The 13,773-nt window shown below is 71.0% G+C and carries 12 protein-coding genes and 1 pseudogene; 12 read left to right on the forward strand and 1 reads right to left on the reverse strand.

Features of this window, described 5'->3' with window-relative positions:
• The 9 genes from ACZ6JS_RS33985 to ACZ6JS_RS34025 form a co-directional block, all read left to right on the forward strand.
• Window positions 1–196, forward strand: a 196-nt coding sequence (locus tag ACZ6JS_RS33985) for a DUF5999 family protein (protein ID WP_469303780.1), incomplete at its 5' end; no start/stop codon positions are given.
• Window positions 193–627, forward strand: a complete 435-nt coding sequence (locus tag ACZ6JS_RS33990; protein WP_469303781.1) for a hypothetical protein — start codon at window positions 193–195, stop codon at window positions 625–627. The genes ACZ6JS_RS33985 and ACZ6JS_RS33990, both read left to right, overlap by 4 nt.
• A complete protein-coding gene (gene fxlM / locus ACZ6JS_RS33995) occupies window positions 624–2,312 on the forward strand; it encodes a methyltransferase, FxLD system (protein WP_469303784.1) in 1,689 nt (562 codons plus the stop codon). Before ACZ6JS_RS33990 ends, fxlM begins: the two co-directional genes overlap by 4 nt.
• Before the next feature lie 64 nt (window positions 2,313–2,376).
• Window positions 2,377–2,556, forward strand: coding sequence for an FxLD family lanthipeptide (locus ACZ6JS_RS34000; protein ID WP_469303786.1), 180 nt, complete (start codon window positions 2,377–2,379; stop codon window positions 2,554–2,556).
• A gap of 79 nt (window positions 2,557–2,635) precedes the next feature.
• Window positions 2,636–5,533: a lantibiotic dehydratase gene (locus ACZ6JS_RS34005; RefSeq protein ID WP_469303787.1), complete on the forward strand. Its 2,898-nt coding sequence runs from the start codon at window positions 2,636–2,638 to the stop codon at window positions 5,531–5,533.
• Window positions 5,530–6,774 carry a lanthionine synthetase C family protein gene (locus ACZ6JS_RS34010; RefSeq protein WP_469303789.1) on the forward strand — a complete coding sequence of 415 codons (1,245 nt, stop codon included), beginning with the start codon at window positions 5,530–5,532 and terminating at the stop codon, window positions 6,772–6,774. The genes ACZ6JS_RS34005 and ACZ6JS_RS34010 overlap by 4 nt, the downstream gene beginning before the upstream one ends.
• Before the next feature lie 25 nt (window positions 6,775–6,799).
• Complete coding sequence (locus ACZ6JS_RS34015) at window positions 6,800–7,630, forward strand: thiopeptide-type bacteriocin biosynthesis protein (RefSeq protein WP_469303790.1); 831 nt, start codon at window positions 6,800–6,802, stop codon at window positions 7,628–7,630.
• A 73-nt stretch (window positions 7,631–7,703) separates the two neighbouring features.
• Window positions 7,704–8,705 (forward strand): hypothetical protein, encoded by a 1,002-nt coding sequence (locus ACZ6JS_RS34020; protein WP_469303792.1) that lies wholly within the window; start codon window positions 7,704–7,706, stop codon window positions 8,703–8,705.
• Between the two features lie 1,269 nt (window positions 8,706–9,974).
• Window positions 9,975–10,142, forward strand: a complete 168-nt coding sequence (locus tag ACZ6JS_RS34025; RefSeq protein ID WP_469303793.1) for a hypothetical protein — start codon at window positions 9,975–9,977, stop codon at window positions 10,140–10,142.
• Between the two features lie 168 nt (window positions 10,143–10,310).
• On the opposite strand, the gene ACZ6JS_RS34030 is transcribed toward ACZ6JS_RS34025, so the two are convergent.
• Complete coding sequence (locus ACZ6JS_RS34030; RefSeq protein WP_469303795.1) at window positions 10,311–11,297, reverse strand: sigma-70 family RNA polymerase sigma factor; 987 nt, start codon at window positions 11,295–11,297, stop codon at window positions 10,311–10,313.
• Window positions 11,298–11,362: 65 nt separating this feature from the next.
• On the opposite strand from ACZ6JS_RS34030, the gene ACZ6JS_RS34035 reads away from it, so the two are divergent.
• The 3 genes and pseudogenes from ACZ6JS_RS34035 to ACZ6JS_RS34045 form a co-directional block, all read left to right on the forward strand.
• Complete coding sequence (locus tag ACZ6JS_RS34035) at window positions 11,363–11,551, forward strand: hypothetical protein (RefSeq protein WP_469303797.1); 189 nt, start codon at window positions 11,363–11,365, stop codon at window positions 11,549–11,551.
• Window positions 11,552–11,868: 317 nt separating this feature from the next.
• Entirely contained in the window at window positions 11,869–12,240 is a 372-nt protein-coding gene (locus ACZ6JS_RS34040; RefSeq protein ID WP_469303885.1) for a cofilin family protein, read from the forward strand.
• A 1,037-nt stretch (window positions 12,241–13,277) separates the two neighbouring features.
• Window positions 13,278–13,592: pseudogene (locus ACZ6JS_RS34045) on the forward strand (STAS domain-containing protein); the annotation flags it as partial.
• Between the last annotated feature and the right edge of the window lie 181 nt (window positions 13,593–13,773).

The raw sequence follows: 13,773 nt of genomic DNA on the forward strand, positions 1-13,773 counted from the left end.
GTGTTGCCCCAGCTCAGATGCTTCCGACAAAGAGGCTGCCCGACCAGTAGCTCACCATCCTGAACAGGGCTGGAGCCTGCTCTGCAACGGCTTGCTGCTCTTCGAGGACACCGGTGAGCTTCTCCCGGACGGCCAGGTCGTGGCGCCGCACCGCCCTGGCACCGCAGCGCCCGCCGCCAGCGGGAGCAGCCGTTGAGCAGGCTCGCGCCGCCGGACCCGGAGTTCCTGCCGGGGATCCAGGTCGATACCACCTATACCCGGCGCGAGTCGGTGCCCGTCGTCACCCTGTTCCACCCGCATGCGCACACCCGCAACATGGTCGCCGGCACGGCGATGCTGGCCATCGCGAACGGTCTCGGTCTCCGCTACGGCCGGAGCTTCCCACGCACGGGGCAGCTCGTCTACAACATCTGGGACTACTTTGCGCTGGACTACGGACACCCGCGCGACGTCCTGACCTTCTTCCCCCAGGACCCGATCTGGCCGTACGTGGTGCGCGGCGGAGGGGGCTGCTTCCTGGCCGTCAGCCTGGAGCACGAACCCCGGCCGGCGAGCGAAGACCGCATCCTGACCGGTCGGGTCGCCCTCAGGTACCGGGCCCCGCGTGAATGGATGCGGGCACGATGACGACGCCGGTTGCAGAAGGGCGCGATTTCTGGGACCGGCCCGAATGCGACTGGGGCGAGGGGCGCCCGGAGGAGACGGCGCTCCTGGAACTCAGGGCCTACGCGAACTCCTGCTACCGCCAGGGGTCCGTGGCGCTGTCGCAAGGAGACCTGGAGGTGGCCGAGAACTGGCTGTGGACGGCCGTGGAAGCCGATCACCCTGGAGCCTGGTTCCGCTTCGCCGTCATCGTCCACCGTCGTGGCCCCTGCGTACTCGGCGACGACGCTCTGTACCCGTATTTGCGCTATCTCGTCCAAGCCGCTGCCGAGTTCGGGCACGGTGATGCGCAGTTGATGCGCCCGCTGCTGAGAGACCCCTCCGCGGCCCTGGCGCCGTTTGTCACCTGGGAGGACCCCGAATACGGACCTGAGCTCGTGGCCGCGCTGCGGGCGGCCTCGATGTCCTCCCCCTGCTCCACCACGACAAGGAAGAGGAACCAGATGAGCCATCTTGAGACCGTCGGCCCCGAGGCTCTGCGAGCCAACATGGTGCGAGCCCTACATGACCAGGACGCGATCACCTCCCCGTCGGTCGCGGCCGCTTTCACCGCCGTCCCCCGCCACCTGTTCGCGCCGGACATGCCCCTCGACCGGGCCTACGACCTGCACGGCATCATGCCGGTGAAGAAGGACGTGCGCGGCCTCGACATCAGCGTCATCTCCGCACCGCATCTGCAAGCGGTGATGCTGGAGCAGGCCGACATCGAGCCCGGCATGAGGGTGCTGGAGATCGGGTCGGGCGGATACAACGCCGCCCTCATCCAGGAACTCGTGGGCCCCGATGGCGAGGTCAGCAGTCTCGACATTGACCGCGACGTCATCGACCGGGCCCGCAAGCACCTGGACAGCGCCGGGTACACCCAGGTCAAGACGGTCGTGGCCGACGCCGAGACCGCTGTGGCCGGCCTCGGGCTGTTCGACCGCATCATCGTGACGGTCGCGACATGGGACATCCCCCCGTCCTGGATCCAGGCCCTCACCGCGGACGGCCGACTCGTCACACCGCTGACGGTGTGCGGCACGACCAGGTCGGTGGCGTTCAAGCGCGACGGCGGCGGCCTGCTCACCAGCCTCTCCTACCGGCTGTGCAGCTTCGTGCCGATGCAGGGCGAGGGCGTCGCCCCGGACCGCAAGATCCTGCTGCGCGACGGCGTGGCCCTCCAGACCGACGACCGGCAGGTCCCGCTCGACGCGAAGGCCCTGGACCTGGCCCTGGAAGGCGGCCGGCTGGAGAAGTGGTCGGGGGCGGCCTACGACCTGCCCGACGAGCTGGAGTGGTACATGACCTTCAACCTTCCGTCCCCCGCCCGTCTGCACGCCAGCCAGGACGTGATCGACAGCGGTCTCGTGGAGCCTTCCGCCCGCCTGGGCGTGGCGGCCCTGGTCAGCGAGGACAGTTTCGCCTACCGCACCCGCCGTCCCAACTCCGCGACTGGGGGCGCCGGGTTCGAGAGCGGCGTCATTGCGCACGGACCGCAGGCCGAAGCGCTCACCGAGCAGTACGCCGAGCTGCTGCGGAAGTGGGCGACGGACTACCTGCGACGCGGGGCCGCGACGATCCGGTACGTGCCGGGCGCCGCCCCCGCCGTACTGCCCCAGGGCACGGTCCGCAAGCGCCACGGCTACGTGAGCGTGACCTGGGCCTGAGACTCCGGGGCCAATACGGTCTCGGGACATCGCACCATCCATCCGGAAACCCAAGGAGGGGACCATGACGATTCAGGTGGAACAGACGGCCGCGCCGAAGGCGCCGGCCACGGAGCCGTACCACGCCAGCTTCGAGCTGGACATCACGATCGTGGAGGGCGGCGTCGCCGCGGACCAGCTCATCCAGCTGACGGGTGACGGCTGCGGCTCGACGTGCGCGACCGCGTGCGTCAGCTGCCCGTAACGGCACATCCCCGTATGCACCGCGGTGTCCGGTCGCGCCTTCGGGTGCGGCCGGACACCGCTCGGCCACAGGAGGGCACGTGTATAGCGCTGTCGATGCGGCAGCGGTCCGGGCAGCAGCAGGAAGCCGCCTCGACTCGCGCACAGCCTGGCCCGACCTCGGCCCCGACGCCAGCCCGGACCGGTGGCGTGTATGGCTGGACCAGGTCTGGGAGACCGACGGCTTTTCCGCGGCCGTGGCAGCCGCGAGCCCGGATCTAGCAGACCGCGTAGAACAGATCCGCGATGGCCAGCCGCTTGCGGCTCCCGCCTTACGCCGCACGGTGCTCGCCGTTCTGCGCTACCACCTGCGCGCGAGCGGGCGCGCCACCCCCTTCGGACTGTTCGCCGGCGTCGCCGCCGCACGGTACGGGAAGACACCGGCCCTGACCGTGGGCGGCCGCCACCACGCCTTCACCAAGCCGGACGCGACAGCCCTCAACGCCCTGGTCGCCCGCTTCGAAGCCGACTCGGAGCTGCGGCCCCACCTGCTGCTGCTCACCTCCTCGCTCGCCGTCGAGCACGACGGGCACGTGGTGATCGAGCATCGACCGCCCACCGTGCCAGACAGCCCGCCCGACCACGTACGGATCCGCCTGACCGGTCCGGTCCGCACGGCCGTGGCCGGCGCCCGGTCCCCGGTCCGGTGGAGCGAACTCGCGGAGCGGCTGTCCCTCGCCTTCCCCCGCGCATCCACCACCGCGGTGAACAAGCTCCTCGCGGGCCTGGTCGAGCAGCGCGTACTCCTGACCGACCTGCGCTCGCCGATGACCACGCCCGACCCGCTCACCGCGCTGACGGCCCACGTCGAGACGCACACGCCCAAGGATCCGCTGCTGCGCAAGACCCCGCATTCGGCGATCGACCTGCGCGTGGACTGGGACCTGACGATCCCTACCCCAGTACTCCGCGAGGCAGAAGCCGCAGCGCGCGCACTGGCCCGCCTTGCCCCGCGTCCCGCGCTGGCCGGCTGGGCGCAGTGGCACGGCCGGTTCCTCGACCGGTACGGGCCGCGGGCTGTCGTCCCCGTCCTGGACGCCATCGATGTACTTGGCTACCCACCCGGCTACCGCGGGGCCCCCGATTCCGCACTCGCTCCCCTACCGGACCGAGACAGGGCCCTGCTCAAGCTCGCCCACCGCGCCGCGCTGCAGCACCGCCATGAAGTCGTGCTCGATGACGTGATGATCGAGGAGCTGGCCACCGTCGGCGCCGACCGCCCGGTGCAGCCGAGCACCGAGCTGACCGTGCGGATTCACGCCGAGAGCCTGCCGGCGTTGGAGCGGCGGGACTTCGTGCTGCACGTCACCGGGGTGGCGCGGTCGGCCGGCGCGACCACCGGCCGGTTCCTCAGCCTGCTGCCCCAGCAGGACCGCCGCCGCATGAGCGACGTCTACGCCGCGCTGCCAGGCCTCCACCAGCACGCGCTCGTCGCGCAGATCAGCTCCACCCCACTCTCCGTCCTGGGACAGAACGTCGCACGGTCCCCGCAGACGACGCCTCTGGTGATCCCGGTCGGTGACTTCCTGGCCCCGGGCACCGGGGTCCTGCCCGTTGCGGACCTGGCGGTGACCGCCGACGCCGACAACCTGCACTTAGTCTCGCTCTCCCGGCGCCGGCCCGTGCACACCCTGCTCCTCAACGCCGTCGACCTGACCCGACACACCCACCCGCTGGCCCGGTTCCTCCTCGAAGCCCCCATCGCGCTGGCCGTCCCCTGCACCGGCTTCCAGTGGGGCACCGCCGCCTCCGCACTGCCCTTCCTCCCCGCCCTCCGCTACGGGCGTACCGTCGTGTCCCCTGCCCGCTGGCTGCTCACCGGCGCGGACCTCTCGCCCGCGACGTCGGCGACGGACCGGTGGGGGGAGGCCGTGGAAGGCTGGCGCCGCGACGTCAACGTGCCCCGGCACGTCTACCTGAGCGAGGGTGATCAGTTCCTCGCCCTGGATTTGGCGGAGCCCGCGCACCAGGCCGTGCTGCGCACCCAACTGGAGCGCCACCCTGCGGTGACGCTGCTCGCGGCGCCTCACCCGCAGGACATGGGGTGGTGCGGCGGCCGCGCCCACGAGGTGGTCATACCCCTTGCAGCGGACCCACGCCTCGCGCCCATCCCCACCCCGGGCTCCACGGTGGCCGGGCGCAGCGATGGGCAGCTTCCCGGCTGCGGCAGGACCCTGTACCTCCAGCTCCATGGGCGCTGTGACCGGCAGGACTCGATTCTGACGCGGCATCTGCCTGACCTTCTGCACGAGCTCGGCGGCCCGCGGTGGTGGTTCATCCGCTACCCCGACCCGGCCGACCACCTCCGACTCCGCTTGACCGTCGCGCCCGGCACGTTCGGACGGGCCGTAGAGACGACCGGCGCGTGGGCCCAGCGGCTCCAGCGCCGCGGCCTCATCACGGATTTGACCCTGGCCACCCACATGCCGGAAGTCGGCCGGTTCGGCGGCACGGCCACGATCGAGGCGGTCGAGGAGTACTTCGCTGCCGACTCCGCAGCTGCGGTCGCCCAGCTGGCCGCGCAGACACCGGCCGGACCGGATCCCCGCGCGCTCACCGCGGCCAGCATGGTGGACATCGCCACCGGCCTCCTCGGCACCACCGCCGCAGCGATGGACTGGTTCATCAAGCACACCCGCACCCAGCCGACCCCACCTCCACGGGGCGTCTACCGGCAGGCCGTCGACCTGGCCGCCCGCACCCCGGACAGCCTCGGCGAGCACGTCGCCGCCACCTGGGCCGAACGTCGCGCGACGCTCGCCGACTACCGCCACGCCCTCACCGGTACCGCTCTGCCCCCGCAGCAGGTACTGGCCGACCTGCTTCACCTGCACCACGTCCGGATGAGCGGCCCCGACCTGGACACCGAACGCACCCACCTTCACCTGGCCAGGGCCGCCGCCCTGAGCTGGACCGCCCGTGCACGGAGGACCCCATGACCGCGACGATGACCGCGCCCGCCGCGCTGGCGGCCGCCACCACGCTGGCCGACCTCTTAGCTGAGCCCGATGCGCTCTGGCCCGGCGGCCGCCCGGACGGCTGGCGGGCCTGGCCCCAGTCCCTGGCCGGCGGCGCCACCGGGATCGCCCTGCTGCACGTCGAGCGGGCCCGGACCGGGTACGGCGACTGGGACACCGCTCACCGCTGGCTGACGGAGGCCGTCCGCGGCGAAATCAGCGGAGCCGTCAACGCCAACGTCTTCTTCGGCGTACCGGCGCTGGCGCTCCTCCTGCATCGAGCGGAGAACGCCACCGGGCGGTACACACGGGTGCTGGCCCGCCTGGACGCGGCGACGACCGCTCTGACCCGTACCCGCCTCGCGCAGGCCCACCTTCGCCTCGACCGCGGGGAGCGGCCGCCCATGGAGGAGTTCGACCTGATCCAGGGCCTGTCGGGGCTTGGCGCCTACCACCTCAGCCGGTACGGAGACGCCGAAATCACCGAGGAAGTCCTGGCCTACCTGGTCCGGCTGACCGAGCCGTTGTCGGACTCCGCCGGGCTGCCGCCGTGGTGGATGAACGTCGGCACCACCGGAGCACTCCACCCCGACTATCGGGGTGGCCACGGGAACTTCGGAGTCGCCCACGGCATCGGCGCGGCCCTGGCCATCATGTCCCAGGCCCTCCTGCGGGGCCTGGAGGTGCCCGGCCTCACCGGCGCAGTCGAGCGGGTATGCGCCTGGACGGACCAATGGCGCCAAGGCGACGATACCTGCCCCTGGTGGCCCGGACTGATCGACGCCGAGCAGGTGGCGAGCGGCTGCGTGGACGTGGACCTCCGCCCGCGGGCTTCCTGGTGCTACGGAGTCAGCGGGACCGCTCGAGCCCAGCAACTCGCCGGCCTGGCCCTGGGTGACCCCGCCCGTGTCCGCACCGCCGAGACCGCGGTCCTCGCGCCCCTGCGCGACTCCGCCGAGCTCGACCGACTGCCCGAGATCGGCCTGTGCCACGGCATGGCCGGCCTGCTGCACGCCTCATGGCGCATGGCTACCGAAACCGGCAACGCGCACATCGCAGCCGAGCTGCCACGCCTCGCCGACCGCCTCATCACCACCCTGAGCCGAGCCGGCCACGACCCCGAACTCCTCGACGGCGCCGCCGGCGCGGCCCTCGCCCTGCACACCCTCGGCACGAACCACACCCCAGCCCCGTACTGGGACACCTTCCTCGCCCTGGCCTGATACACCCTTCCCGGGAGCCGCCGCCATGCCCAAACTCACCTGGCAACAAGCCAATGTCGCCTTCGCCAACTGGGAGAACGCCGAGACCACGGCCCTGGCCCGCATCATCCCGCTGCTACTCGCAGCCGAGAAGGCCGGTACCGTCACCACCTGGTTCTACGTCCGCAAAAACCCCTGCTGGCGCATCCGCTACCGGCCCAACCCGGACCGCGCAGACAGCATCGGCGGGCACCTCGACGCCCTCACCGCGCGCCGGCACATCGCCGGATGGACTGTGATGGTCTACGAACCCGAAGTCCACGCTTTCGGCGGCCCCGACGCCATGGCCGCCGCCCACCGCCTCTTCCACCAGGACAGCCGCAACCTGGCCACCCACCTCCCGAACGGTAGCCGCCAGCACCGCCGCGAGCTGTCCCTCCTGCTGTGCAGCCTACTCATGCGTTCCGCCGGACTGGACTGGTACGAACAGGGCGACGTCTGGGCACGCGTAGCCGAACACCGCGCCGATGCGGCGACTGCCAAGCCCGAAGACCAGGGCCGGCTGACCCCCGCTGTGCACCGGATGGTCTCCGTGACGGGGGAAGACCTCATGCGCCCCGGTGAACGGCTGGCCTACGCAGCCGAGTGGGCTCACGCCTACACCACCGCCGGCACCGACCTCTCCCACCTCGCAGCCTCCGGCCACCTCCACCGCGGACTGCGCGACGTCGTGGCCCACCACATCCTCTTCGCCTGGAACCGCGTCGGCCTCCCCTACACCACCCAAGCCACCCTGGCCACCGCCGCGAAGACTGCCGTCTTCGGCCCGGACCCCACCACCGGGAGGAAGCCGCATGACTGCGCCGACTCTCACTGACCTCGTCGCCCGCTTCCCCCTCGTCCCCCGCCCCCGGCCCATATGCCTGCCTCTCCCCCAGCGCGTCCGCTCCTTGAGCAACCTCGCGCAGACAGCGGCGGACACCAGCGACCCCGTCACCGCCTCCGCGGTCTATAACCAAGCCGCTCTACTCGCCTCCGATGTCGGCCTCCGCGACCTCGCGTCAGAGATGTGTCGCCAGCACGCGGCCGCCTACCTGCACGCAGCCCCGCTGCCCGCCGATACCGCGATCCGCGCACTGGAACCGGTCATCAACCTGGCCCGCCTGCAGCTGCGCGCCCGACAGGGAGACAGCGCACTCGACCACCTCCTGCGCCTGTTCAACGCCGTCAGCACCGGCACCGCCGACCAGTTCGACGGCGTGGCCGTCCCGGCCAACCTCGTCGGGACGCCGACCACCCGACAAGAGGTCCGCTCCTGGCTGTGGCGGGTCCTCCTGGCCGACGGCTCCCGCACCCTCACCGCAGTCGGCCGGTGGGACGCAGCGCTCGCCCACGTCCACGAACACCACGGGGTCGGCACACGAATGCTCGACGGCCGCCAGATCGCCGTCATCGCAGCACTCACCAACGACAACAGCTCCGCCGCCGCGGAACTCATCGCCGCAACCGAGCCCGGCGAGCCATGGGAAGCCGTAGTCACTGCCTGCCTCCGCGCTCTGTGCTACCACCCTGCCGCTGGTCTGGACCAGCCGCATGCACTCGCGGACGCCCTGTTCGCGCTGCCCGAAAGGCCAGGCACGATCGCATTCGAAGTGCGCCTCGGCCTCACCATCATCGACGTCATCTGCCCCAGCCCGGCAGCCAGAGGTGTCGTGCGCGAACTGCACCGGCGGATCACCCGTGCAGCCGACGGAGCCGCAGCCAAGGAGGCCCAAGCCCACGCCCTCTTTACCACGTTGTCCACACAGGACGAAGCACGCAGATGCCGAGACCTAGTCGAGGCGTGCGGCATCGATTCTGGCACCCTCCCGGCGTCCCTCCACCGAGAACTGCAATACGCGATTCGGATCAGCGACCGCTTGATTCGGGACCCCAGCCGCCCCGCTGCGTGACGTAAGCCCTTCCGCAGGTCCAACGCACGGCCAGTCGGCCATCGCCCGTAGCCCTATCAGGGATTGATGCGCAGCATGTGCCTCCCGCCGGCGTCTTCAGTCACTGTGGGTCAACGGTGGGGAGACGCCGGTCGAGATCAAGGCGGACGGTGCCACCGTCTTGTTTCACGCAGCTGCGTTATGCGGCGTAGCCGGTGAGGATGGCGTGCTCCCAGTCTGCTGCGGCTAGACCGCCTCTTTCGGATCTTGCCGGGCCCGCGCCGCCCGGCACCGCACCCGGCCGCGTTGTCGGGGCGCCCGAGTACGTCCAGTACCCGGGCGCCCCTCCGCCTTGCCAGCCATGGCACCGGACAACGCGGGCCGACCGACGCCGCCGCCCTGCCGCCCTCCAGCACGTCGAGGAGATCGCGGCGCGTATCGCCGCCGCGCGGACCAGCCACACCGTCGGCATGGCCGAGGTCGCCGCGGTCCGCGACATGATCAACGCATTCTCCGAGATGGATGAACGCCACGGCGGACAGCACGGGCGCAGCGCCCTGGTCACCTACCTACGTGACGACATCGCCCCCCTGTGCCGGGCACGATTCCGCACCGGTGAAGTCCGACAGCAGATGCTGTCCGCAGCCAGCCGCGGTGTTCACCTACTGGGCTGGAAGTCCTACGACGCCGGCCAGCAGGGCCTCGCCCAGCGTTACTACCTCCAGTCCTACGCTCTGGCCACCGAATCCGGACTCCGCGGGCACGACGGCTTCGTGATGCGCACCATGGGTATGCAGGGACTCAAGCTGCACCGCCCCGAGCACTGCCTGGGACTGCCCGAGACCGAACCGTGCCAAGGGCCAGGTCGACGCCCAGACCGAAGCTCTCTTCAGGGTCGTCCACGCCCACACCCTGGCCAAGAGCGGCAAGCACCGTGCGGCACTGGCCGCAGTCGAGCACGCCCGCACCTTGCTGACCGGAGCCCCCGGCGACGAAGTGCCGCTCTGGGCGCTGGCATGGGGGCCGCCGGCCGCATCCGTGTATTCCCGTACCGCCAAGCTCGGCCATCACCGCGCCGCCGCCGAGCAGTACGCGCTGGCCGCTACAGCCCGCCCGGCCGCCACCTACGCGCGGATCGTCGCCCTCGACCTGGTCGCAGGTGCCGAGATGTCCCTCAAAGCGCGGAAGCATCGAGCAGGCGTGCGCCACCTGGCACCGCGCCATCAATCACATGGGCGGTGTCCGCTCCGTGCGGCCCCCCCCCCGGACGATCGGCTCCAGGTAGTCGGCGTGGGATCCGGCGCCAGGCCGGCCAGGTCCGTCGTCCCCTTTGCCGTCCTCGCCGGCTTCATGGCCCCCGCCGCCTCCGTCCTGGCCCTCACCGCAGGCGCGGGACTTGGTCTGCTGTGGCTGACCGCGGTGACAACCCGACTGGCCAGCGCCCCAGCCGACCGCTGACCGCTGGGCATCCGGAAGAGACAAGGACACCCATGGCCACCTAGAAAGGTCCTGCCCGCTCACCAAGCACATGCAGCTCGTCAACCGGCTCGAGGCCAAGCAGCTTCCGGGCCACGGTGACACCAACGCCCTCCGTTGCCCACACCCTCGCCGAGGACTGGCAAACAGTCAGGCACGATCAACGAATCGCGCGTCCTCGCCCAGGCGGCCCGGCAGGCCGAAGAGGGGGAAGAGTCGCTCGGTGTCACGGAAGGCCGTAATGCCGGTGATCCGGTCGCCGGAGAACTCGACGACCTGCAGGGCCCACGGCTCGTAGTCGGTACCGTCCGGGCGGGGGCGGTACTGGCCGAAGGCGGGGGATCCGTTCGCGGCGGTCGGAACCAGACGCGACCCGCGGCAGCCGATGGCGGGACCGGTCAGCCATGCCTGGATGTCGGGCAAACCGCGCATCCACTTCGAGTACGGGGGCAGGCACAGCGTGGCGTCGACGTGGAGGAGCATGTTCAGCTCCTCCATGTCGTAGCGGGAGAACGCCGCGGCGTACCGCTCGGCCAACACCCGACGGACGCTGTCGTCGGACGGCCGTACGTCCAGTTCGTCCTTCCCCCGGCGGTCGGCCAGTGTGGCTCGAGCCCGCTGCAGGGCGCTATTGGCCGAGGCGACTGTGGAGCCGTGCAGTTCAGCGACCTCGCGCGCTGAGAAGCGCAGAACATCGCGCAGGATCAGCGTGGCTCGCTGCCTGGGCGGTAGGTGCTGCAGCGCAGCAACGAACGCCAGCCGCACTGACTCGCCCGTCGTTGCGGCCGCCTCCGGATCACCGCCAGGGCAGGGCTCCACCCACAGAGCGGTGTCCTCCGGGGGCGCCGGCGGCGTGCCGCCCACGCTCGGGCCGGACAAGTCCATCGGCAGCGCGCGCCGCTTACCCGAGGCGAGGGCATCCAGACAAACGTTGGTTGCGATGCGGTACACCCACGACCGCAACGCTGCCCGGCCCTCGAAGCGTTCGATGCTCCGCCACGCCCGGACCAGCGTCTCCTGCACGGCGTCCTCAGCCTCGGAGTACGACCCCAACATCCGGTAGCAGTACCGGATCAGCTCCCCCCGGTAGGCTTTCAGCCCCTCCACCGCTGCGTCGGCCACGCCGATACCCCCCATGCCGCATTCCTTCCAAGAGAAAGATCCAAGTCGCTGAGCTGGTCCTTCACTGTAGGGCCGGGGCCGTGGACCTGGTCGAAGCACGACGTTTCCGCGAACCGGACCCCGGTACGCGCCGCTTCCCCGATGCAGTGGTCCTGGTGGCGCTCCTTGCGACCTGCGCCGGCATCTACCTCACCGCCGGTGAAGCCGGCTTCACCGGCGTCATCAGCGCCGTCGCCGCCTTCCTGGGCAGCTGGCGCGCACGCCGATGACGAGGTCGACGGCATCGGCACAGGCCCTGAGTCGGAAGCAGACGACAACACGCTGGCCGACCGCGACAGCCTCACGACGGCACGCCGCCCGAGCCGCGGCCAGGTCCGCCCATATATCCAACCCCCGTCGGCGGCCGCGAATGCCCTGTCGGCTGCCGCGTGCAGCTCCGCCCGCGCGGTCACACCGTCACCGGGGAGCACCGTGAGCTCGGCTGCGTCCGCGACCGTGGCGAGCAACCGTGCCAGCTTCTGACAGCTCGGCTGTCGCACCGTGATGCCCAGGTCCTGACCACTACCGAGGTGAGACTTGAACCCCGATCGGTCATTCGGAAGGCTGCCTTGCCGCCCTGTACGGCTTGAGGGAGACGCGGGAGGTCAACACTGTGATCCTGCGATACGCGGCAGGTGTTCTGGTTCCCGAGGTCGAAGGCAACCTGACGCACGACGAACTGGGGCAGGCCATGCCCGCGGACGAGCCGCGACTGGTCGTCCATCAGCTGTCCTTCGCAAGCCTCGAGGGCACGCGAAGGAACGAACAGCTCCTGATCTTCTGGATGCCGCACGACGCCGGCGAACAGGAGGAGACGTACGCGGCCGGGTACGCCGTCCTGAAGGAGCACCTCTCCGACGTTCACGTCCACCTCACCGCCCGGCGGACAGACCAACTGGACTACGCCCTGGCCGGCTGAAGCCCTCCCCGCTGCCGGCGGCGGACACCGACTGCTCGAGGAAAGGCGGGTGCTGTCGACCGCGCCTGCGTGGAGCGACGTGTGACGGCGGCCGATGCCCGGCCAACAGCACCGCAGGGGGAAGAAGGACACCGACACGGCAGGTGCGCTCCTCACCACAGCCCATCCCACCTGATCCGCCCGCGCTGAGCCCCCAGGACCTGCCCCGCGTCGCCGCGAACCACCCGCACAGACCCCTGCTGCCGCGCGCTCCGGTTCATCACAGCCGAAGGGATCCTTCACCCGGCCGCGGACACCCCAGCACCGCACCCCCGACGCGGAGGGCTGCTCCGGATCGACCACGAGCAGCCCCTATCGCCACGCGGATCGACGACGAAGCCGGCCGTCTGCAAGGCTGCCGTCGCCGCGAGGGTGTCGCGGGGTACGACCTGCTCGGACCGGGTGATCTGCACGGGCAGCCCGCCGATCAACACCCGCGGGCATGCCGTATCGGATGCACGCCCTCCTCCCCCCGGGCGCGGCCTCCCCGAAGCCCGCCTCAGCCAGCACCGCCCGCACACTCAGCAGGAACTCGTCCTCATGATCTCCCATGCGCAGGGAGCGGAATGAGCCGGGGCGGCGGGCCTCTCCCCGGCACTGCCGACCCTCGAGGGCGCCACGGCGCCCCGGGCGGGCACCACGCCCGAGCGGCGGTTCCGCCCCCGCTCGACGGCCGGCGCCCGGTCATCAACTCCGCCGGGTGGGCGCGGCAGGAAGCGGACAGGGCTGGTCAAGCGCCGCTGCGCTGTGGCCGAGCCGGCCCGGTGAAACGGACGGCGACGCCGCACCCGCGGCATTTCAATGACTCGACTCTGCGAGCCGCGCCCAGGCTTCGGGGAGCTGCCGCGCCAGGATGGAAGGTCCTGCGGGCGCAGGCTTGTGGGGGTGAGAGCGAGGAGTACGCATTGATCACTGTCGACGTCCAGCACCGCGGCGGCACCGTCCTGCTCAGCGCCGCGGGCGAACTCGACTAGTACGCGGGGGAATCCCTCCGCGCCGCTGTGGATGGTGTCACCGCCGAGGTGCGGGACCTGCTGGTGGACCTGCACGGCGTCCCGGTCATGGACTGCGACGGCCTGCTGCACCTCCTCGACGTCCACCGGCGGGCCGAGCGGCGGGGACTGCGCGTCCTTGTCATCGGGTGGCAGGAGCAACCCCAGCAGTGTATGGCCGACATCGCCGGTATCCCGGGAGCCCGCACGGCCACCGGGGAACGGTACGCCGTGGCAGGCTTCCGCAAGCTCATCGAGCAACGCGCCCACAACGCCCGGGACAGCGCCGACTTCACCGCCGGATGGCTCCCCTGCACCTGACCCGCGCCACAACCACAGTGGTCGGCCAAGGACCGCCGGCTGTCGGGCTTCTCTGCGGGCTCGTCCCAGTCGACGGCGTGTGTCGGCTGTTGGAGCCGCCCGCGGCCGACAGCGCCACGGGGGCTGGCAGCAGCCAGTCCGAGAGGCTCCCGGCAGTGGCTATTGCACCCCTGTTTCGGGT

The sequence above is a fragment of the Streptomyces sp. NPDC046349 genome (genome assembly GCF_055587885.1).

Coding starts and splice junctions, on each gene's coding strand:
- ACZ6JS_RS34015 (WP_469303790.1), top strand. CDS start 6,800: ATGCCCAAACTCACCTGGCAACAAGCCAATGTCGCCTTCGCCAACTGG.
- fxlM (WP_469303784.1), top strand. CDS start 624: ATGACGACGCCGGTTGCAGAAGGGCGCGATTTCTGGGACCGGCCCGAA.
- ACZ6JS_RS34030 (WP_469303795.1), bottom strand. CDS start 11,297: ATGGGGGGTATCGGCGTGGCCGACGCAGCGGTGGAGGGGCTGAAAGCC.
- ACZ6JS_RS34000 (WP_469303786.1), top strand. CDS start 2,377: ATGACGATTCAGGTGGAACAGACGGCCGCGCCGAAGGCGCCGGCCACG.
- ACZ6JS_RS34010 (WP_469303789.1), top strand. CDS start 5,530: ATGACCGCGACGATGACCGCGCCCGCCGCGCTGGCGGCCGCCACCACG.